Source organism: Eubacterium coprostanoligenes (genome assembly GCF_900167205.1).
Classification (GTDB): Bacteria; Bacillota; Clostridia; order Oscillospirales; family Acutalibacteraceae; genus Eubacterium_R; species Eubacterium_R coprostanoligenes.
The window spans coordinates 113,403-134,264 of sequence record NZ_FUWW01000004.1; the positions used below are offsets into that span (position 1 = coordinate 113,403).

At 39.0% G+C, this 20,862-nt stretch carries 18 protein-coding genes; 14 read left to right on the forward strand and 4 right to left on the reverse strand.

Annotated elements, in window-relative coordinates; translation table 11 throughout:
• The first annotated feature begins 55 nt into the window (after window positions 1-55).
• From B5D29_RS02780 to lepA, 6 genes are all read left to right on the forward strand, one after another.
• On the forward strand, window positions 56-1,810 hold the full coding sequence (locus tag B5D29_RS02780) for a Na/Pi cotransporter family protein (RefSeq protein WP_078768057.1): 1,755 nt from the start codon (window positions 56-58) through the stop codon (window positions 1,808-1,810).
• Window positions 1,811-1,980: 170 nt separating this feature from the next.
• Window positions 1,981-2,859, forward strand: a complete 879-nt coding sequence (locus B5D29_RS02785; protein WP_078768058.1) for a zinc ribbon domain-containing protein — start codon at window positions 1,981-1,983, stop codon at window positions 2,857-2,859.
• Window positions 2,860-3,049: 190 nt separating this feature from the next.
• A complete protein-coding gene (locus B5D29_RS02790) occupies window positions 3,050-4,438 on the forward strand; it encodes an NAD(P)/FAD-dependent oxidoreductase (RefSeq protein ID WP_078768059.1) in 1,389 nt (462 codons plus the stop codon).
• 23 nt (window positions 4,439-4,461) lie between these two features.
• A complete protein-coding gene (locus tag B5D29_RS02795) occupies window positions 4,462-4,728 on the forward strand; it encodes a PqqD family protein (RefSeq protein WP_078768060.1) in 267 nt (88 codons plus the stop codon).
• Window positions 4,729-4,730: 2 nt separating this feature from the next.
• Window positions 4,731-5,861 (forward strand): nucleotidyltransferase domain-containing protein, encoded by a 1,131-nt coding sequence (locus tag B5D29_RS02800; RefSeq protein ID WP_078768061.1) that lies wholly within the window; start codon window positions 4,731-4,733, stop codon window positions 5,859-5,861.
• A gap of 15 nt (window positions 5,862-5,876) precedes the next feature.
• Window positions 5,877-7,697, forward strand: a complete 1,821-nt coding sequence (gene lepA, locus B5D29_RS02805) for a translation elongation factor 4 (RefSeq protein ID WP_078768062.1) — start codon at window positions 5,877-5,879, stop codon at window positions 7,695-7,697.
• 53 nt (window positions 7,698-7,750) lie between these two features.
• On the opposite strand, the gene scfB is transcribed toward lepA, so the two are convergent.
• From scfB to B5D29_RS02825, 4 genes are all read right to left on the reverse strand, one after another.
• Window positions 7,751-9,145, reverse strand: coding sequence for a thioether cross-link-forming SCIFF peptide maturase (gene scfB / locus B5D29_RS02810; protein WP_078768063.1), 1,395 nt, complete (start codon window positions 9,143-9,145; stop codon window positions 7,751-7,753).
• 77 nt (window positions 9,146-9,222) lie between these two features.
• Window positions 9,223-9,369 (reverse strand): six-cysteine ranthipeptide SCIFF, encoded by a 147-nt coding sequence (gene scfA, locus B5D29_RS02815; RefSeq protein WP_078768064.1) that lies wholly within the window; start codon window positions 9,367-9,369, stop codon window positions 9,223-9,225.
• A gap of 40 nt (window positions 9,370-9,409) precedes the next feature.
• On the reverse strand, window positions 9,410-10,726 hold the full coding sequence (locus B5D29_RS02820) for an aminotransferase class I/II-fold pyridoxal phosphate-dependent enzyme (RefSeq protein ID WP_078768065.1): 1,317 nt from the start codon (window positions 10,724-10,726) through the stop codon (window positions 9,410-9,412).
• Window positions 10,710-11,264: a hypothetical protein gene (locus tag B5D29_RS02825; protein WP_078768066.1), complete on the reverse strand. Its 555-nt coding sequence runs from the start codon at window positions 11,262-11,264 to the stop codon at window positions 10,710-10,712. The genes B5D29_RS02820 and B5D29_RS02825 overlap by 17 nt, the downstream gene beginning before the upstream one ends.
• 113 nt (window positions 11,265-11,377) lie before the next feature.
• Between B5D29_RS02825 and B5D29_RS02830 the strand changes: the two genes are divergently transcribed.
• The 8 genes from B5D29_RS02830 to B5D29_RS02865 all read left to right on the forward strand — a co-directional run bounded on the left by B5D29_RS02830 (window position 11,378) and on the right by B5D29_RS02865 (window position 20,261).
• A complete protein-coding gene (locus B5D29_RS02830) occupies window positions 11,378-12,133 on the forward strand; it encodes an exodeoxyribonuclease III (RefSeq protein ID WP_078768067.1) in 756 nt (251 codons plus the stop codon).
• Window positions 12,130-12,828, forward strand: coding sequence for a YjjG family noncanonical pyrimidine nucleotidase (locus tag B5D29_RS02835; RefSeq protein WP_078768068.1), 699 nt, complete (start codon window positions 12,130-12,132; stop codon window positions 12,826-12,828). The genes B5D29_RS02830 and B5D29_RS02835 overlap by 4 nt, the downstream gene beginning before the upstream one ends.
• A gap of 36 nt (window positions 12,829-12,864) precedes the next feature.
• Window positions 12,865-14,220, forward strand: a complete 1,356-nt coding sequence (locus B5D29_RS02840; protein ID WP_078768069.1) for an MFS transporter — start codon at window positions 12,865-12,867, stop codon at window positions 14,218-14,220.
• 2 nt (window positions 14,221-14,222) lie between these two features.
• Window positions 14,223-15,434: a nucleotidyltransferase family protein gene (locus B5D29_RS02845; protein ID WP_078768070.1), complete on the forward strand. Its 1,212-nt coding sequence runs from the start codon at window positions 14,223-14,225 to the stop codon at window positions 15,432-15,434.
• A 15-nt stretch (window positions 15,435-15,449) separates the two neighbouring features.
• Window positions 15,450-16,172 (forward strand): tRNA threonylcarbamoyladenosine dehydratase, encoded by a 723-nt coding sequence (locus tag B5D29_RS02850; RefSeq protein ID WP_078768071.1) that lies wholly within the window; start codon window positions 15,450-15,452, stop codon window positions 16,170-16,172.
• Between the two features lie 90 nt (window positions 16,173-16,262).
• Window positions 16,263-17,678 carry a pyruvate kinase gene (gene pyk / locus B5D29_RS02855; protein ID WP_242941728.1) on the forward strand — a complete coding sequence of 472 codons (1,416 nt, stop codon included), beginning with the start codon at window positions 16,263-16,265 and terminating at the stop codon, window positions 17,676-17,678.
• A 56-nt stretch (window positions 17,679-17,734) separates the two neighbouring features.
• Complete coding sequence (locus B5D29_RS02860) at window positions 17,735-19,240, forward strand: CoA-acylating methylmalonate-semialdehyde dehydrogenase (protein ID WP_078768072.1); 1,506 nt, start codon at window positions 17,735-17,737, stop codon at window positions 19,238-19,240.
• Between the two features lie 115 nt (window positions 19,241-19,355).
• Complete coding sequence (locus B5D29_RS02865; RefSeq protein ID WP_159443381.1) at window positions 19,356-20,261, forward strand: fibronectin type III domain-containing protein; 906 nt, start codon at window positions 19,356-19,358, stop codon at window positions 20,259-20,261.
• Window positions 20,262-20,862: the final 601 nt, after the last annotated feature.

Here is a 20,862-nt window from a genome sequence, read left to right on the forward strand (position 1 = left end):
TAAATTTGATATTCTCAAACCGTAAAATAATAATTTTAAAAATCAAGGAGTAATTATGAGTATATTTGACGCATTGAAAATGGTGGGAGGACTTTGTCTGTTCCTGTTCGGTATGAATACTATGGGTGAGGCTCTCGAACGCAGAGCCGGTAATAAACTTCGTGGCATTCTTGCAAAAATGACAACCAACAAGTTTGCGGGATTTCTCACGGGTTGTGCCGTAACTGCGGTTATTCAAAGTTCTTCGGCAACTACTGTTATGGTGGTGGGTTTTGTTAATTCGGGACTTATGAATCTCCGTCAGGCTATCAATGTAATTATGGGTGCAAATGTCGGAACAACAGTCACAAGCTGGATTTTGTCGTTGTCGGGCATCAGCAGTGAAAATGTGTGGGTGAGCCTTTTGAAGCCGTCATCATTCACTCCTGTTCTTGCACTTGTGGGCATAATTCTTTATATGTTCTCAAAGAAAAGTGAAAAGAAGGACAGTGGTATTGTACTCCTCAGTTTTGCAACTCTTATGTTTGGCATGGAGACAATGTCGGGTTCAGTCAGCGGTCTTTCCGAGGTTCCTGAATTTCAGCAAATGTTCGTTATGTTTAAAAATCCGTTTTTGGGCGTTTTAGTCGGTGCTGTTCTCACAGGCATTATTCAGTCAAGTTCTGCATCGGTCGGCATTTTGCAGGCTCTCGCTGTCACCGGTCAGGTTTCCCTCGGTGCGGCAATTCCAATCATTATGGGTCAAAACATCGGCACTTGCGTAACTGCTCTTATCTCATCAGTCGGTGCAAATAAAAACGCAAAGCGTACCGCCTTTGTTCACCTTATGTTCAATGTTATCGGTTCAATATTTATGCTCGTGCTGTTCTCGATTTGGAAGTATGGCTTTGAACCTGCGGTTCTCGACACTCCTGCAACCGCTTTCAGCATTGCCGTGGTTCACACAATATTTAATGTTTTGTGTGTTGCACTTCTTATGCCAAATGCAAAACTTCTCGAAAAACTTGCACTTAAATTCATCAAAGATGATGAAGAACCTGAAGAGGTTGAAATCCTCGATTCTCGTCTTCTTGCAACTCCAACTCTTGCACTTCAGCAGTGCTACAGCGTTGCAATAAAAATGGCAAATTGCTCCGAGCGTGCAATTGAAAAAAGTATAACTTGCATAACAAATTATACCGATGCCGATGCCGAACGCATAAGAAAAGATGAGGCAAAGTGCGACAGATACGAAGATGTAATCGGCACTTATCTTGTTAATTTGAGCTCACAAAAAATGGGCGATGAGGAAAGCGAGCAGGCAGCTGCACTTCTTAAAATGATAGGCGACCTTGAACGAATTTCGGACCATGCGGTTAATGTTCTCAATTCCACTGAGGAACTTCGTCAAAAAGGATACACTCTCACTGAAGACGCTATCAAGGAACTTGACATCCTCACAGGTGCAACAAAGGAGATTCTCGATATAACATTTAAGGCGTTGAAAGACACTGATACCGAGATTGCAAAGAGGGTTCAGCCTCTTGAACAGGTCATTGATATAATCAAGGAAAAAATGCGTACTCATCATATTCGCCGTATGCAACAAGGCTTGTGCACAATCGAGGCAGGCTTTGTGTGGTCAGATTTGCTCACTGATTTGGAGCGTGTGTCCGACCATTGTTCAAATATTGCAGGCTGTTTGATTGATGCATCAATAATGCACAATCTCTCAATCCACGAAACACAGCGTATCGCCGAGGATTCATCAAGCGACTATGGCAAATTGTTCAAGGATTACAGCAAAAAATATAGCTTCTCAAATATTTAGACTCTGTTTGGGGGATGCCGTTATATGCGGTGTCCCTCTTCTTTTATTGTCCGTTTTTCGGTACTGTACATTTGAGCTTCGTTGACATAAACATCCTTTGGTAGTATTATTAGTACAAACAATAAGCCAAGACGAATTTATATAAATATACCAAATGAGGAGAGTTGAAAATGTATTGTATTAATTGCGGAACAAAACTTCCTGACGGTGCAAAATTCTGTTTTGAGTGTGGTTCGCCTGTAAATGTTGTGCCTGTTGAAGATGATGAATACAGTATTAAAACATCAACTGCAGATGAAATTCAAAATACAGAAACGGAAGATTGGATAACTCATACTTTTGTTAACGACTTATCATCAAAGGGCAAGGGCAATCCTAAAATATACAGGAGTTTTAGATTTCAAGACCGCAGAAGTAACGACACTTTTTTGTTTGTGACTCCTTTTGATATAAGGCAGTCAATAGATGTGATTTACAGTGCTTTTAAGAGATGCGGAGATGTAAAAAGCGTAAACCCGGAGCGTGGATATATTAAGGCACAATTAGTTGAATCAAGCCTCGGTAAGATTATTTTCGAAACATATATTACACCGATAGAAGACGGAAACGGGTGCAAGGTAAGAATCGTTATACAATCGGTTTGGGGTTCAAGGCAACTTTTGCCTCCTAAAACTTCAGACAATGTATATGACAGATTTTTAAGAGAGCTGTTTACAATAGAACCTAATGTTAATTTCGGCGTCAGCTTGGCAAACAAAGCTCCTTATGTTATTGCGGTTAATCAAATCGGCAGTAATATCGCAATGCAAACCGATTCGATTATCGAGCAAATTCCTAATGTCGGAGGAATGATTATCGGCGACTTTCTCTTTGGCGAAGCCGGTGCCATTGTCGGCGGTATGTCGGGAACGAGAAGAAGCACAGGCGTTACAAGAGAGGTTTTCGTCCAAAACAGACTTGCAAGCGTAATATTCAATAACGGTAAAGTGTACGAGGGCGAAATAAGAGTCGGCACACCTCTTTATAACGAAGTTATGGCAAAAATTTAATAATGTAGTATTATCAATATCTAAACTTTGTAAATTTACGAATTTTAGATATTGATTTTTATTTATAATATGGTAAAATGTATAAAGGGTATTATGTGATACTGTGTTCAGTTTTGCTGATACAACAAAAATGAGCCAACTTCCCCTCATTTCAATGGAAGTGTTATGTTTTTAAATGAGAGGTAAAAAAATGACTAATAAAGATTATGATGTAATTATTATCGGTGCAGGTCCGGGCGGTATCTTTTCCGCATATGAGCTTATCAACAAGCATAGTGATTTAAAGATTGCCGTGTTTGAAGCAGGCAACGAGCTTGCAAAGAGAAAATGCCCGATTGACGGCGACAAGGTTAAGTCTTGTATTCAGTGCAAAACCTGCGCTATTATGAGCGGTTTCGGCGGTGCAGGAGCATTTTCCGACGGTAAGTATAATATAACAAATGATTTCGGCGGCACACTTTACGAGTATATCGGCAAGAAAAAAGCCATCGAACTTATGAAATATGTTGACAAAATCAATGTTGAACACGGCGGACAAAACTGCAAACTTTACACAACCGCAGGTTCGCATTTCAAAAAACTTTGTATCCAAAATCAGCTTAACCTTCTTGATGCTTCCGTTAGACATTTGGGTACGGATATTAACTATGTGGTTCTTGAAAATATCTATAATGAACTCAAGGACAAGGTTGAATGGCATTTCAACACTCACATTGATTCTGTTGAAAAACTTTCAGACGGCTTTAAGGTTGAATGTAAAAAAGGCGAGTTCACTTGCAAGGATTGTATCATTTCCGTTGGCAGAAGCGGCAGCAAATGGATGGAGGGTATATGCGACCATCTCGGTATCGTTACTCATTCAAACCGTGTTGACATCGGTGTTCGTGTTGAACTTCCTGCTGTTGTTTTCTCACACCTTACAGATGAACTTTACGAGAGTAAAATTGTTTACAGAACAAAGAATTATGAGGATGCTGTTCGTACTTTCTGTATGAATCCAAAGGGCAGTGTCGTAAATGAAAATACAAACGGCATCATTACCGTTAACGGTCACAGCTATGAGGACCCTGAAAAGCAAACCGAAAATACAAACTTTGCACTTTTGGTTTCAAAGCATTTTTCAGAGCCGTTCAAGGACAGTAACGGCTACGGCGAAAGCATTGCACGCCTTTCAAATATGCTCGGCGGCGGTGTAATTGTTCAGCGTTTCGGCGACCTTGTATCAGGAAGAAGAAGCAATCCGAAGCGTATTGAAGAGGGTATGGTTGAGCCTACTTTGGCAGCCACTCCGGGCGACCTTTCGCTTGTTCTTCCAAAGAGAATTTTGGACGGCATTATCGAGATGATTTATGCACTCGACAAGATTGCTCCGGGCACTGCAAATCCGGATACACTTCTTTACGGTGTTGAAGTTAAGTTCTACAATATGGAGGTTGAACTCGACGAAAATCTCGAAACCGTGCACAAGGGTCTTTATGTTATCGGTGACGGTTCAGGTGTTACTCATTCACTTTCACACGCTTCCGCAAGCGGTGTTTATGTGGCTCAAAGAATTATTGACGAAATAAATAATAAATAAATTTTATATAAGGGGTAATTATAATGAAATTAAAAAAGGGTATTGTATTAGGTAATATTGACGGTCAGGATTTTGCCATCGCAACAGGCAAACTTTCAAACGAACTTTCAGGTATTATCAACAATAATGAAACCGCAAACTACATCTTCACTCTTCTTCAAAAAGAGCAAACTGTTGACAGCATTGTTTCTGCAATGTCTGCAAGATATGATGCTCCAAAAGAAGAAATCGAAAAGGATGTAGCAGATTTTATTGAAACTCTCGATGGCTTCGGAGTTTTGGAGAAGTAAGAATGAAATATGCAAAGGAAGATGTTTTTTCTTTAGTTTATCTTCTAACTTGTGCAATCAAAGGTGAAGAACCTGACTATTCAAGAAATATCAATTATCCTGCCATTCTTGAATTGGCAAGGGAACATCAAGTATATAACATTATTATATCAATCGTTCAAAATGCACCGGATATTTCATCGGAGTATAAAAAGTTATTTAAGGATTATAATTTGTCCGAAATAACAAAAATGATTGTTGTTAATAATGAACGAGAAAATGTTTTTGAGTTTCTTGAAGAAAATTCCATAAAGCATATGCCTCTTAAGGGTCTTATAATTCGTGATTATTATCCAAATCAATCTATGAGGCAAATGAGTGATAATGATATTTTGTTTGATATATCTTATCGTGATGAAGTTGCGCACTTTATGAAGAAAAATGGATATAAAGCTGTTGCAACAGGCGAAAACTCTGATGATTACAAAAAACCGCCTTATTGTATGTTTGAATTTCATAAGGATTTGTTTTTTAAAGAAAACGATTTTTGCCCCGTATTTGATAATTTGTGGGATAATGCAGTGCAAGACAGTGAGCATCCGTATTTGTATCATATGGGCATAAATGATGTTTATATTTATTCCGTGTGCCATATGTATAAGCATTTTTCCACAGGGGGCTGTGGAATTAGATTCTTGATTGATCACTATTTGTTTTTAAAAAAGGAATATGATAATCTTGATTGGAATATTATCAATGCTTTCCTCGAAAAATATAATATTTTGGAATTTGAAAAAATAACAAGATCAATAGCTTTTAAATTGTTTGACGGCGATGAACTTGACAATCAAGAACTTGAAATGTTTGAGGCTATTATAAATTCCGGAATATTTGGAAATGAATCTGTCAGATTAGTAAACGAAATCAGTAATATGGATGTGTCTTCTGTTGAAGAAGCAAAACGAATTATTATGTGGCGCAGACTTTTTCCTCCAAAGAAAAAGATGATTGCCGATTACAGAATTTTGGAAAAACATCCGTATTTGTTAGTGGGTACTTATATTTACCGTTTGTTTAAGGCTTTGTTTAATGGAAAAAGAACTTTGAACGAAGTTAAAACAATAAAAAATATTGAGATAGACGAAAAAAATTAACGGAGGACAACTTTTTTGTCGGTTAATAAAAACAACATTAGAAACTTTTCAATTATAGCCCATATCGACCACGGCAAGTCAACTCTTGCAGACAGATTGCTTGAACTTACAAGTTCCGTTCAAAAGCGTGATATGCAAGAGCAGATTTTGGACGATATGGACCTTGAGCGTGAGCGTGGTATCACAATCAAAGCCCACGCAGTAAAACTGAATTATACTGCCAAAGACGGTCAGGAATATATCTTTAATCTTATAGACACTCCCGGCCATGTCGATTTTAACTATGAGGTTTCCCGTTCGCTTGCGGCTTGTGAGGGCGCTATTCTCATCGTTGACGCTTCGCAGGGCGTAGAGGCACAGACCCTTGCAAATACCTATTTGGCTCTTGACCACGATTTGGATATTTTGCCTGTAATCAACAAGATTGACCTACCGGCTGCAGACCCCGAAAGAGTGGCACAAGAGGTTGAAGAAATTGTTGGTATTCCTTGTATGGATGCTCCTCGCATCTCTGCCAAAACAGGTGAAAATGTTGAGGAAGTCCTTGAATATATCGTAAAAGAGATTGCTCCGCCGCAGGGGGATGATAATAAGCCTCTTAAGGCTCTTATTTTCGACTCGGTTTATGATAGCTATCGTGGTGTAATCGTTTATGTAAGAATCAAAGAGGGCAAAATCAAAGCCGGCGACACAATGCGTATTATGTCAACCGGTGCAGAATTTACCGTTGTTGAGGTTGGCTATATGCGTGCAACCTCTATGGAAAAGGCAAATGAACTCACAGCAGGCGAGGTTGGATATATCACTGCTTCAATCAAAACTGTCGGTGATGCTCATGTCGGTGACACAGTCACAACTGCCGATAACCCTGCCGAGGAGGCTTTGCCGGGCTATCGTCATGTGAACCCAATGGTGTATTGCGGTCTTTATCCTGCCGACGGTGCCGATTATGAGGCACTTCGTGACGCACTTGAAAAATTGCAACTCAATGACGCATCTCTTTCATACGAACCTGAAACTTCGGGTGCTCTCGGCTTTGGTTTTAGATGCGGTTTCTTGGGACTTTTGCATCTCGAAATCATCCAGGAACGCCTTGATCGAGAATATAATCTTGACCTTATTGCAACTGTTCCTTCGGTTGTATATAAGATTTATCTTACCGACGGCACGATGGTTGAGATTGATAATCCAACAAATTATCCCGACCCTGCATATATTGATTACTGCGAAGAACCGTTTGCAGATGCACATATTTATGTTCCGAGCGAGTTTGTCGGCACTGTTATGGATATGTGTCAGGATAAGCGTGGAATATTCAAGAATATGAACTATATCACTCCCGACAGAGTTGATATTCACTATGAACTTCCGCTTAATGAAATTATTTACGATTTCTTCGATGCACTCAAATCAAGAACAAGAGGCTATGCTTCTTTCGATTATGAAATGAAAGATTACAGAAAATCTGATCTTGTTAAGGTTGATGTAATGCTCAACGGTGATATTATTGACGCACTTTCATTCATCATTCATCGAGAAAAAGCATATTCCCGTGCAAGAAGAATTGCAGAACAACTCAAAAAATATATTCCTCGTCATTTGTTTGAAGTTCCTATTCAGGTTGCAATCGGCGGTAAGGTTATCGCAAGAGAAACTGTTAAGGCACTCCGCAAGGATGTACTTGCAAAGTGCTACGGCGGTGATGTAACCCGTAAAAAGAAACTCCTTGAAAAGCAAAAAGAGGGTAAAAAGCGTATGCGCCAGTTCGGATCTGTTGAAGTTCCGCAAGAAGCCTTTATGGCAGTGCTCCGCTTGTCCTCCGATGATGACGATTAAAATATGATATAAATAATTAATCCCTAAAGCGTTGTTGCTTTAGGGATTGTTTTTTAGTATTCAACTTTTAAGTTTTCTTCGGCTTCTGCCACTTTTAGCATAATCGCACATTCAATTCTCTTTCTGTGGAGTTCACAGCCGAATTCGTAAACGCCGTTTACACTGCCTGTGGTGTGGTATGCGTTTGCGGCACATCCGCCCGAGCAGTACAGCTTTGCAAAACAGTCCTTACACTCTTTGTGAGAATAGACATTACATTCTTGGAATTGCTCAAGCACATTCGGATTTGTAACTCCGTCATAAATGTTGCCGAGCTTGAACTTGTCATCACCGACAAATTGGTGGCAAGGGAAGAGGTCACCGCTTGGAGTAACCGCCATATATTCCGTACCCACTCCGCAACCGCTTACTCTCTTGACGATGCAAGGTCCGTGGTCGAGGTCAATCATGTAATGATAAAATGTAAAGCCGTTTCCGCTTCTGTATCGTTTGAGCATTTCGTTTGCAAGAATTTGGTATTGTTCTTTGAGAATAGGCAAGTCGCTTTCCCTGAGTGCCCACGGCTCTTTAGGGTCGCACACAACAGGCTCAACCGATAATTCCTTAAAACCGAGGTCTGCCATATGCAGCAAATCGTTTGAAAAGTCGGTATTGAAGTGAGTGTATGTGCCTCTCATATAATAGTTCTTTTGCTTTCTGCTGTCGGCAAATTTTTTGAACTTGTCAATGATTAAATCATAACTGCCTTTGCCGTTTGGAGTTTTGCGGAGGTTGTCGTGAACATTCTTTCTACCGTCAAGCGAAAGCACAACATTGCTCATTTCCTTGTTGCAAAAGTCGATTACTTCATCGTCAACAAGCACACCGTTTGTTGTAAGAGTAAAGCGGAAATTTTTGTCAAATTTCTTTTCCTGCTCTCTGCCGTATTTGACAAGCTCTTTGCACACATCCCAGTTGAGAAGCGGTTCTCCGCCGAAAAAGTCAACTTCAAGATTCTTTCTTGTTCCACTTTGCTCAATCAAAAAGTCGAGTGCTCTTTTGCCGACTTCAAGACTCATCAAGCCTTTGTCAGCACCGCCGTATTCGCCTTTGCCTGCAAAACAGTATTCGCAGTTGAGGTTGCATCCGTGTGCAACATGAAGGCAAATGGCTTTGATTACACCTTGACGCTTTTTGAATTCCTTTGCGGTTGCTTCAAAAGTGTCCTCTGCAAAAAGTCTGCCGTCTGCAATAAGGCTCTCAATATCCTCAAAACATTCCTCAATATCCTCGTCGGTTACATCTGCTCTGTCGGAATATTTGTCAAGAATATATGCCTTGATTTCGTCTTTTGTATTTTCTTTGTATCGGGTGATAATATCATATGCAACCTCGTCAACGCTGTGAACACATCCGCTGTTTTGGTCAAGAATGATATTGTATCCGTTCATTTTGTATGCGTGTATCATAATCTTTTCCTATCAAAATTGTACTTATAACATAGAAAAACGGTAGCCTAAAATCAGCTACCGTAAGTCCGTTGTAATTACTTCTTAAGTTGCTCGCACTGTTGGTTTGCTACTGAGCAAGAAGTTTTTGATGCTGATTGGCAAGATGTCTGGCATTCACCGCAGCCGCCCTTCTTAGCTGATTCGCAAAGATTTCTTGAGCTTAAAGTATTAATTCTCTTCATAAGAACACCTCATAAAAATTTATTACAGGCTTATTATAGATTATAAACCCGCTTTTGTCAATATTTTATTGGGAAGTTGACCGCTGTCGGATATAATATTCACTCCGTCAGCCATTGCATTTTTGATGTAATCAACCGCTTCTGCCGTGATAATTTCGTTTGGAGCAATTATCGGAATGTCGGGCGGATAGGCATAAACAAATTCGTTTGATACCTTTCCGACACATTCGTTTGTGTCCGTCAAAATTCCGTTGTCTGCAATAGAAACAACGATTTCGTTCCTGTCAACAGGTGGCTTTCTAATCGGCTTTGCAGGTGAGTATTCAAGTTTGGCATCGGTTTCAAGAACAGCCATTTTGAGCAGAGCCAATCCCTCGTCTGTGTCGCCGATGGTTGCCATAAGCAAAATGTAATTTTGCGATACCGCTTCGGGTTCGATTTTGTATTTGTTTCTGAAAATATCTGCAAGTTCGCTTCCTGTGATATTTGTGCTTGCACAGGACAAAACTATTTTTGAAATGTCGTCATTGTATTGAATTTTTAAATTGTCTGTTTCAACAAGCCTTAAATCACAAAGTTTTTCGTAAAATTTGCCAAATTCGTTTCGGCAATTCAGCACATAATCACAGCAGATGTCAATGCTGTTCATCAGCACATAGCTTGGCGAGGTCGTTTGAAAAATATCCATATATCGCTTGACTTTGTCGACGTATTTCTCGTTAAAAACATTCACAACCGATGTTTGAGTGAGTGACGGCAAAGTTTTGTGAAGTGAAGATATAACAATATCGCCGCTCGGATATTTGGGAAAGTATGGCATACCAAAATGCGCACCGTGTGCCGCATCAATTATCAGCGGTATATCGCATTTGATGTCGGACACAAACCCCTCATATGTAGGTGATGTTATGATAAACGCTTTTGCCTCCGGATTGCGGCTTATCGCACTGTTTACGGCGTCTTGTTTAAGGTTTGTGTAGTAACCGTTTGTAAGGTCGTATTGAGGTTCTATAAATATGATTTTCAGTTTCAACAGCATACAGGCATTGTACACGCTTTTGTGGCAGTTGCGTGCAACAATCACGGTGCCACCCTCGTTGCACACAGCAAAAATTGCGGCAAGTATACCACCGCTCGAACCGTTAACACTTATGAATGAACGCTCGCTTTTGTATATGCTTTTGAGTTTGTCCTCGGTGTTTTTTATCACTCCGCTTGGGGAATGTAAATTGTCAAAGTCGTCAATTTCGGTTATGTCTATCTCACTACCCAAAATGCCGAATTTGTCGTTTCGTTTGTGCCCCGGCATATGAAACGGATATGTGTCAATGTCTTTTAATTTATCGTGTAAGTTCAACCTTTTCTCTCCTTAAATTCACAATGCCAAGCAGTAAATATCCTGCAAATATCGGAAATGCTTCTATAAGTCCTGTTTCTTTGAATATCAACAAGCAAATCAAATCCGCTATCAAAATCGTTGCCGTGATGTATGTAAAAATTTTGAATATTCTGCCTTTTTTGTAGTTTAGCAAAAATAAAAGGAATATCGTTATTCCCGTTACTGCCGAGAATGTAAGTGACCCTGTGCAATGCAAAAAATACTGCACCTTGTTGTCGTAGTCAAAATCGTTGGTAAGCGTCAATATCATTCCGATTCCCGATATTGCAAGGAGCGGAATATATGCTTTTGTTTTTAGATATTTTTGGTATGCCAATGTGATTGCCAGTGCAAGTGCAACAAATGTCAAAATGCCCCAAATTGCAAATAAACCGTGGTGTTCCAACCCGATTTTTGACAGTGCACCCGAGTTTTTGTATGGCGTTCCAAAGTGCATATACCAAATTGTGTACGCTGTTGCAATTGCCGACAGCACACAGCTGATTGTTCTCTTCATTTTATCACCTGTAATATTATACCATATAAATTATAATTATTAAAGATTATATTTGCAATAGTAATTAGTCTATTGTATAATTAGGGTGTAATATATCAATGTGAGGTAAAAAGATGAAATTTATTTCTTGGAATGTAAACGGACTTCGTGCCTGTGTTACAAAGGGCTTTAAAGATTTTTTCAACGATATTGATGCAGATATTTTTTGCGTGCAGGAAACCAAACTTCAGGAGGGTCAGATTGATTTTGCTCCGGAGGGCTATCACGCATATTGGAATTATGCCGAGAAAAAAGGATATTCGGGAACGGCGATTTTCACAAAGAAAGAACCAATCAGTGTAACTTACGGTCTTGGAATTGACGAGCACGACAAAGAGGGCAGACTTATTACCCTTGAATTTGACGATTTCTATTTTGCAACGGTTTATGTTCCGAATTCAAAGCAGGAGCTTCTCCGCCTTGATTACCGTATGGTATGGGAGGACGATTTCAGGGAGTATATGCTCAAACTTAACGAGAAAAAACCTGTTGTGTTCTGCGGTGACCTGAATGTTGCTCATAAAGAAATTGACCTTAAAAACCCAAAGACAAATCACAAAAACGCAGGCTTTACCGATGAGGAAAGAAGCAAGATGACTGCACTTCTTGACAGTGGTTTTACAGATACATTCAGATATTTTTATCCTGATCAAGAGGGTATCTATTCATGGTGGTCATATAGATTTAAGGCAAGAGAAAAGAATTCAGGATGGAGAATTGACTATTTCATCACTTCAAATTCTCTTAATGACAAATTGCAGGATGCCAAAATTCACACCGAAGTTATGGGCAGTGACCATTGCCCTGTTGAACTCGATATTGATTTATGATAAAAATAATTTTGTGGGATATTGACGCCACACTTCTTGATTTTTTAAAAAGTGAAAATATGGCACTCAAAAAAGCGTTTGCTCGCTTTGATTTGGGCGAATGTACCGACAGCACGGTTGCCGAATATTCCGCTATCAATCAAAGTTATTGGAACAGGCTCGAAACGGGTGAACTCACCAAAGAACAGGTGCTTATCGGCAGATTTGAGGAATTTTTGAATGTAAAAGGTTTTTGCGATGTTGATGCAAATGAGTTTTGCGAATTCTACGAATCGTCATTGCCCGATCGCGTTGAATTTATCGGCAATGCAGAGGAAACGATAAAAGCTCTTTCAAATTCCTATTATCAATATGCAGTCACCAACGGTGCAAAAAATGTTCAAACAAAAAAACTTGCAGTGTCGGGAATTGACGGCATATTCAACGGCGCATTTATTTCTGATGATGTCGGCTATGCAAAACCGTCAAAGGAGTTCTTCAATTTTGTTTTGCAGAATATACCAAAGGTTTCTGATGATGAGATTTTGATTGTCGGCGATTCGCTCACTTCCGACATCAAGGGTGGCAATAATATGGGATTCAAAACCTGTTGGTTCAATCCCCACAACTTGCCATTGAGTAATGGGTATAGTGTTGATTATCAAATTGATAATATCGACAGCATTTTTGATGTGCTGAAGCAAGAAAACAGTTAACCGATGATTTTGTTATAAACAAAAGGGGTGTTTTTTATGTCAGATAAATCTAAAAAAGTCGGTGCTTTGTCAGCAAGAACTTGGACTTCGATTTTGCTTTTTGGCTTAATCGGTCAAATTGCATGGGTTGTTGAAAATATGTATTTTTCACGATTTATGCAAAACGAAATAACAAAAGCACCTTATGCCACAACGCTTCTTGTTGCTTTTTCGGCAATATTTGCAACATTGGCAACGCTTATCGGCGGTGCTCTGTCTGACAGAACAGGCAAGAGAAAGGTGTTCATCTGCTGGGGCTATGTTGTTTGGGGTTTCACAATCGCCGCATTTTCGCTTGTGCCTATGCGACCATCAGCCGACAAAGTTTTGCCTATGGTTATTCTTGTTGTTGCAATGGATTGCATTATGTCGGTCATCGGTTCAATCAGTAACGATGCCTCATATAACACTTGGATAACCGATGTAACAAATACCGCAAACCGTGCAAGAGTTGACACTATTCTTGCCGTTATTCCGCTTTTCGCCATGGCAATAGTTTTCGGCGGATTTGACAGTATGACAAATTCATCCGCAACGGTTGAATCTTGGCAAAAATTCTTTATCATTATGGGAATTATGCCAACTGTCGGCGGTGTAATCGGCTTGTTTCTTATGAAAGACAAAGAGGGTATCAAACCGAATAAATCAAACTCATTCTTTAACGATTTTACATATTCCTTGAAGCCGTCAACAATTAAGCAAAACAAAATGCTTTATGTTTGCCTTTCGGGATATATGATTGCTTCTATCGGCTATCAAGTGTATATCAATTATCTTTTTAACATTGTTGAGGGCACACTTAAAATAAAGAATTACATAATACCTGTTGGTATAATTATGGTTCTTGCGGCGGTAGGCTCTGTGCTTATCGGTATTGCAATGGATAAAAAAGGCAAACAGAATTTTTATTATCCTACAATTATCGCAGGTGTTATAGGCTGTATAATTATTTGGAGTGCCAAGTTCTTTGTTGATAAAAATGAAACTGCCGAGATAATTATTCTTATTATCGGCGGAACTCTTACAATTGGTGTAAATCTTGTTATGGCAGGACTTTTTACCGCCTCATACAGAGATTTTATTCCTGACGGAAAAGAAGGACTCTTCCAAGGTTGCCGAATTGTTATGTATGTTTTAGTGCCTATGATTATAGGTCCTGTTGTTGCACAAGTCATTATTAATATGGCAAACAGAGGAGTAGCAAGTGAAGACATCGTTTATCCTATGGAACTGTTCCTCGGTTGTGCAGTTGTTCTTCTGTTCTGCTTCATCCCATCTCGCATTGTGCGTATTGAGGGAGCAAAGCACCACGAGGAACTTATGAAAGAATTACAAAATGATATTAAGGATTAATTATGTTTGAGATAAATACGGATTACGGCTACTTTTTGCATCTTGCAAAATGTGCCTTGAATGATTTACAACCAAAGGAAAAACCGCCCGAGGTTATATTTGAAAATGTATTTCAAATTTCTCGCAGACATTCGCTGTCGAACCTTTTGTGGTACAGCGTAGAAAAACTTAATAACAAGCCGTCACCCGAATTGATGGCACAGTGGTATTCCGATTACGGAGTGCTTCTTCGTCAAGCCGCTTATCAGGAAATGGAAACGGAAAAGCTAACTCATATATTCACATCCCGTGGCTTTGATGTTATGCCTATTAAGGGAAGCCAAATCCGTGCTTATTATCTACAGCCTGATATGCGAACAATGGGCGATATTGATTTTATGGTGAAAACTGACGGCTCAAAGGTTCAGCGTGATGTTGTCAAACAGATTATGCTCGACAATGGATATGTTCCCGATGTACTTGATGACGGTCAGGTAGACGCATTTAAAAGAGATGACAATAATGATATTTATATAGAAATTCATTATGAATTTATGCACCAAAAACATCCGCATTATAATGACTTTATTGTTGATTGGAATAGTCTTTTGACAACAGAAACAGACGGCCTTTATAAAATGTCGCTTTCCGATTTGTATTATTTTAATATCGGGCATTTTATAAAAAATATGTTTTCAAAGGGGCTTGGTGTAAAAAACATTGTTGATGTTTATGTTTTGTGGCATCAGCTTTCAAAGGATGAACAGTTCAAAATGAACTCTCGACTTTTATCGGCAGGACTGAATGATTTTAATATCAGCCTTGTAAAAATTGCAGACATTTGGTTTGGCAATAAAGAGGATGACGGTTCAACAAAAAATGTTCAAAACTATATTCTTTGCAATAGCGAATATGGTTTTCATCGCAATAATGACATCCTTAATATGATGAAAAACGAAGCGGTATACGGTCAGGCAGATAGAAAAAAATATCTTAAAGACAGGATTTTTCCTTCGGCTTCAGAATTGTATAACCGTTTCGGAATAAAAAAGAAGTTGCCGTTTTTGCTTCCTGTTTTATGGATTGCAAGGGTGATATTGCTGATTTTCGCCCCTAAAAAGAAAATAGAAAAAATCAAAAAGGAAGTTGAAGTTATCAACGATATTTCACAGGATGAAATTGACCGTGGAAAAAAAGTTTTTGAAGAATTCGGCATAGATTATAAAAAGTATTAGATGTAGGAAAAAGGTATGTTAAATCAATTTTCAAGAACCGAATTGTTGCTTGGCACTGACGGAGTTGAAAAACTGAAAAAATCGAGAGTTGCCGTTTTTGGTGTCGGCGGTGTGGGTGGATACACCGTTGAGGCGCTTGCAAGAAGCGGTGTCGGCACAATTGATATTGTTGATGATGACGATGTTGCACTTACAAATATCAATCGTCAAATAATCGCAACTCACGATACCGTCGGAATGGCAAAGGTTGATGTTGCAGAAAAGCGCATAAAATCAATCAATCCCGACTGCGTTGTAAACAAACACAAATGCTTCTATCTTCCCGAAACTGCGGATAAGTTCGATTTTTCACAATACGATTATGTTGTTGATGCAATAGATACCGTTAAAGGAAAAATTGAACTTGCTATTCAGGCAAGAGAAAGCGGAACGCCGATAATTTCATCAATGGGTGCAGGCAACAAACTTGACCCGACAGCGTTTGAAGTTGCCGATATAAGCAAAACTTCCGTTTGTCCTCTTGCAAAGGTGATGAGAACAGAACTTCGAAAAAGAGGCGTCAATCATCTAAAAGTTGTTTATTCAAAAGAACCTGCAATTAAGCCTTTTGAAAATGCAGATGTTATTGAAGAACTTGGAGATACTCAACGGCGTTCGCTTCCCGGTTCGGTGTCGTTTGTTCCTTCGGTTGTCGGGCTTATAATCGGTGGAGAAGTGATAAAAGATTTAATAAAATAGATACATTTAATGTCTTGTAATTTGTCTGCTTTATGATAAAATATAACTTATTATGATATATAAAATTTGCGGCTAAAGAGGTAAAAAGCTATGATGCGTAAAACGAAGATAATTTGCACAATCGGTCCTGCAACCGATGACAAAGAGGTGCTTCGTCAAATGATGCGAAGCGGAATGAATGTTGCTCGCTTTAATTTCAGCCACGGCGAGTATGACGAGCACGAAAGAAGATTCAAAGAGGTTACGGAGGCTCGAAAGGAAGTCGGACTTCCTATTGCAACATTGCTTGATACAAAAGGACCTGAAATCAGACTTGGAAAATTTGAAAAACCCGAGGGTGTAGAAATAAAAACAGGTGATAGCTTTGTGCTCACAACCGAGGAGTGCGTTGGAACAAGCGAAAAGAGTTATATCAATTATGACGGACTTCCAAATGATGTTCACCCGGGAACAACTATCCTTATCAATGACGGTCTTATGTCAATGACTGTAAACAAAGTTGTCGGCAAAGAAATCTATTGCACAGTTGTTGACGGCGGTATTCTCACCGACCATAAGGGTGTTAATGTTCCTGATGTAAAACTCAATATGCCTTATCTTTCACAAAAGGATATGGACGATTTGAGCTTTGGCAAGAGAATGGACTTTGATTTTATCGCTGCTTCGTTTTGCAGAAGTGCAACCGATGTCACAATTATGCGTAACTATCTTGAAGCAATCGGCTGGAAAACTCCAAAGATTATTGCAAAGATAGAAAACCGTCAGGGTCTTGATAATATTGATGAAATCATTGATGTGGCAGACGGTATTATGGTTGCTCGTGGCGACCTCGGCGTTGAAGTTCCGTTTGAGCAAATTCCGTCTATCCAAAAGAAGATTATTGAAAAAGTGTATGAGGCAGGCAAGATTGTTGTCACAGCCACTCAAATGCTTGAATCTATGATAGAAAACCCAAGACCGACAAGAGCAGAAATCACCGATGTTGCTAATTCTATTTATGACGGTACATCTGCAATTATGCTTTCGGGCGAATCGGCAGTGGGTAAGCATCCTGTTGAGGCAGTTGAGATTATGAACAAAATTGCTCTCACAACCGAAGCTGATATTGATTATAAACATCGCTTTAATCAGCGCCCGTCAAATGAGGATGTCACAACCGCTATTTCTCACGCAACCGTAACAACTGCTCACGACCTTAATGCTGTCGCAATCGTTACCGTTACGAAGAGTGGCACAACTGCCCGTATGATTTCACGCTTCAGACCGTATACTCAAATTGTGGGTGCAACAACCGATACAAGAGTGTATCGTCAGCTTGTTCTTTCATGGGGTGTTATGCCTGTTATGTGCGAACTTAAAAATAATACCGATGAACTTTTCAATCACGCTGTTGAAGTTTCAAAAAATGCCGGAGTTCTCAAGCAGGGTGACCTTGCAGTAATCACAGCAGGTATTCCGCTTGGCATTTCAGGCACAACAAATATGCTCAAGGTTCATGAGGTTTGATGAATTAATAACACAAAATTTAATATAAAATAATTTTTCTAAAAGGGGATTTTAATATGGAAAGATTAAAGTATTTTGTAAACAACGAGTTCAAGGAATCAGGCGCAGAAATTTGGTACGATTTGCACAATCCGTCAACAGGAGAGGTGACAGGTCAAGCTCCTTGCTGTACCAATGATGAGGTGCTTGAAGCAATTGAAGCCGCAAAGGCTGCTTTTCCTGCTTGGAAAAACACTCCTGCCCGCAAAAGAGCCGCTGTGCTTTACAAGGTTCGTGAACTTCTCAATGAGCATCTTGATGAACTCACAATGCTTGTTTGCGAAGAAAACGGCAAAACTTGGTCAGAGGCGGCAGGTGATGTCGGCAAGGCTATTGAGGGCACAGAACTTGCAACTCAAGCTCCGTCACTTATGATGGGCGAAAGTCTTATGGACGCATCAACAGGCTTTGACACGGTTAAGTATCGTGAGGCTATCGGTGTTTTCGCAGGAATTGTTCCTGTTAACTTCCCGGCAATGATTCCGTTCGGCTGGATGGTTCCTGTTTGCGTTGCTTGCGGTAACACAATCGTGCTCAAGGCAGCTTCTCTCACTCCGAGAACTGCTATGCGTATTGCCGAACTTTATGTTGAGGCAGGAATTCCAAAGGGCGTTGTAAATATTGTTACTTGCTCACGAAAAGAAGTTAACACTATTCTCGACCATCCTGATGTAAAGGGTGTAACTTTCGTTGGCTCAACTCCTGTCGGACTTAAGGTGTACGAAAGAGCTGCCGCATCAGGCAAGAGATGTCAGGCTCTTTGCCAGGCAAAGAATCACGCTCTCATCCTTGAAGATTGTGCTCTTGAAAGAACTGTTGCCGGTGTAATCAACTCTGCTTTTGGTTGTGGCGGTCAAAGATGTATGGCTCTTTCTTGCTGTGTTGTTCAAGAGAGTATTGCAGACAAATTTGTTGCAGAACTTAAAAAGCAAGTTGCTTCCGTAAATTGCGGTCTTGCTTGGGATAAAAATACCCGCCTTGGTCCTATTACATACGAAAAACACTATAAAGAAGTGCTTGCAGATATTGAAAAAGGCATAAATGAGGGCGCAACTCTTGTTGTTGACGGCAGAAATCCTGAACTTCCTGCCGAATGTAAAAACGGCTACTTTGTAGGTCCTACAGTGTTTGACAATGTAACCGAGGATATGTCAATCGGTCGTGAAGAAGTTTTCGGTCCTGTTCTTTGTATCAAGAGAGTTAAGAACTTTGAAGAAGGTCTTGAACTTATGAACAACAATCCGTATGCAAACGGCTCCGTTATTTATACTCAAAGCGGTTACTACGCTCGTCAGTTTGCAAGATACACAGACGGCGGTCAGGTTGGCATCAATGTTGGCATCCCTGTACCTGTCGGCTTCATTCCGTTCAGCGGTCACAAGCAATCATTCTTTGGTGATCTTCATTGCCTCGGCAAAGATGCTTATCGCTTCTTTACAGAAAGCAAATCTGTAACTCAACATTGGTTTGATGAAGAAGAAATGAAAGCAAAAGAAGTAGACACTTGGGACGGTCTCCTTTAATTAATGTATATGAAAAGTCGTGATTATTTCACGACTTTTTTCTTGATATGTATTGCTTTTTGCAATCTCTTATGATAAAATGTTAAAGAATTATTTACATTTAGAGGGCTTTATAGTGAAAAAATTTATATGTATGCTATTATCTTTGATAGTGGCTTTGTCAACTTGTGTTGTGTCAGTTTGTGCACAGTCAGAAAGAAAATCCAAATTTGAAGCAATGAAATGGGCAAAATCTCAAGTTGATCAAAGTGTTGATTTTGATAATCAAAATGGTGCGCAATGCGTTGATTTGATTATGGCATATTATGATTTTTTAGGTGAAAAGAGAGGTATAGGAAACGCTGTAGATTATGTAAGGAACAAAATTCCTGACGGCTGGAAAAGAATAAAGGATGCAAAGCCGAGAATGGGTGATGTTTTGATTTATGAAGGTGAACCGGATATTTATTATGGTCATTTAGGGATATATGAATCAAAAAATTCATCTTATCATCAAGCAAACGGAGTTGTTTATAATACAAATAAACCATATTATATGATAACTTCATCAAGGGGAGCACCATATTGGGGTGTTATTAGGCCTGTTTTTGCTGATGATGAAAAAGACGAAAGCACCTCTGACGTTTCTGTAACTAAACCGAATAATAGCTTTAATACAGGTTTTGCTGAAACCGAGTCCACAACACAGACTGCTCAAACAACGCAAAGCGTTTCGTCTTCTGTTGTTTCTCAAGTGCATTTGTCAAGACCTTCGATTAAATCCGCAAAAATTAAAGGCAAAAGTATTAGAGTTTCGTGGAAAAAAATCAATAATGCTGATGGTTATCAAGTAAAATATTCAACAAATAAAAAGTTCAAATCAAAATTTACAAAAACTAAAATAGTTAAGAATAAAAATAGTTATAAAATAAAAAAAATAAAATCAAATAAAAATTACTATGTTAAGATTAGAACTTATAAAAAAACAGGTAATAAAACGATTTATTCTAAATGGAGTAAAAGAATAAAAGTTGTTTCATAAGATGTATGGTTCAGTATGTTTTCAGTATATTATTTTTTGGTAACATACAGGTAACATATTGCAAATTGTTTTTAGTTATGTAATACTTTATCTAATAATTAAATGGTGGTGATAAGATGCAATTAAATAGCAAAATGTCCAAAATTCTATTTGCTATATTGTTATTTTTTCCATTTTTTGTTGGTGGATATTATGTCTTTTATTCCGCAGCGGTCGGCATTGTTCTTTTGATAGCATTGCTTGTACATATCTTCAAAACAAAAAGTATCAAATACAGCAAGTCGTTTACATTTTTTGTTTTGCTCTTTATGAGCGTTATGTATTTCTTAACAAAATTTTGGGCTGTTGATAAATCTATGTCTATACATGGGTTTGTCAAGTTTTTTACTGCCTTTTTGTTTACATTGGCAATAATTCAAATAAGCAGAGAAGAACGGCAACAGCTTTTGTATAGTGTCCCTATAACTGCTGTTATTATGACTGTTTTTACTGAATTGATGGGATTTACAGAATTCGGTAGAAATAGATTTTATGATAATATTGGCGATTTGCACGGTGCGTTTGAATATGCCAATGCGTTCGCAATTTATCTTCTTATCGC

What these genes read in the sequence shown, in the direction of transcription:
- B5D29_RS02785 (WP_078768058.1), top strand. Translation starts at nt 1,981, where the DNA reads ATGTATTGTATTAATTGCGGAACAAAACTTCCTGACGGTGCAAAATTC.
- B5D29_RS02845 (WP_078768070.1), top strand. Translation starts at nt 14,223, where the DNA reads ATGTTTGAGATAAATACGGATTACGGCTACTTTTTGCATCTTGCAAAA.
- B5D29_RS02830 (WP_078768067.1), top strand. Translation starts at nt 11,378, where the DNA reads ATGAAATTTATTTCTTGGAATGTAAACGGACTTCGTGCCTGTGTTACA.
- B5D29_RS02780 (WP_078768057.1), top strand. Translation starts at nt 56, where the DNA reads ATGAGTATATTTGACGCATTGAAAATGGTGGGAGGACTTTGTCTGTTC.
- scfA (WP_078768064.1), bottom strand. Translation starts at nt 9,369, where the DNA reads ATGAAGAGAATTAATACTTTAAGCTCAAGAAATCTTTGCGAATCAGCT.
- B5D29_RS02795 (WP_078768060.1), top strand. Translation starts at nt 4,462, where the DNA reads ATGAAATTAAAAAAGGGTATTGTATTAGGTAATATTGACGGTCAGGAT.
- B5D29_RS02800 (WP_078768061.1), top strand. Translation starts at nt 4,731, where the DNA reads ATGAAATATGCAAAGGAAGATGTTTTTTCTTTAGTTTATCTTCTAACT.
- B5D29_RS02790 (WP_078768059.1), top strand. Translation starts at nt 3,050, where the DNA reads ATGACTAATAAAGATTATGATGTAATTATTATCGGTGCAGGTCCGGGC.
- pyk (WP_242941728.1), top strand. Translation starts at nt 16,263, where the DNA reads ATGATGCGTAAAACGAAGATAATTTGCACAATCGGTCCTGCAACCGAT.
- B5D29_RS02850 (WP_078768071.1), top strand. Translation starts at nt 15,450, where the DNA reads ATGTTAAATCAATTTTCAAGAACCGAATTGTTGCTTGGCACTGACGGA.
- scfB (WP_078768063.1), bottom strand. Translation starts at nt 9,145, where the DNA reads ATGATACACGCATACAAAATGAACGGATACAATATCATTCTTGACCAA.
- B5D29_RS02860 (WP_078768072.1), top strand. Translation starts at nt 17,735, where the DNA reads ATGGAAAGATTAAAGTATTTTGTAAACAACGAGTTCAAGGAATCAGGC.
- B5D29_RS02825 (WP_078768066.1), bottom strand. Translation starts at nt 11,264, where the DNA reads ATGAAGAGAACAATCAGCTGTGTGCTGTCGGCAATTGCAACAGCGTAC.
- B5D29_RS02840 (WP_078768069.1), top strand. Translation starts at nt 12,865, where the DNA reads ATGTCAGATAAATCTAAAAAAGTCGGTGCTTTGTCAGCAAGAACTTGG.
- B5D29_RS02835 (WP_078768068.1), top strand. Translation starts at nt 12,130, where the DNA reads ATGATAAAAATAATTTTGTGGGATATTGACGCCACACTTCTTGATTTT.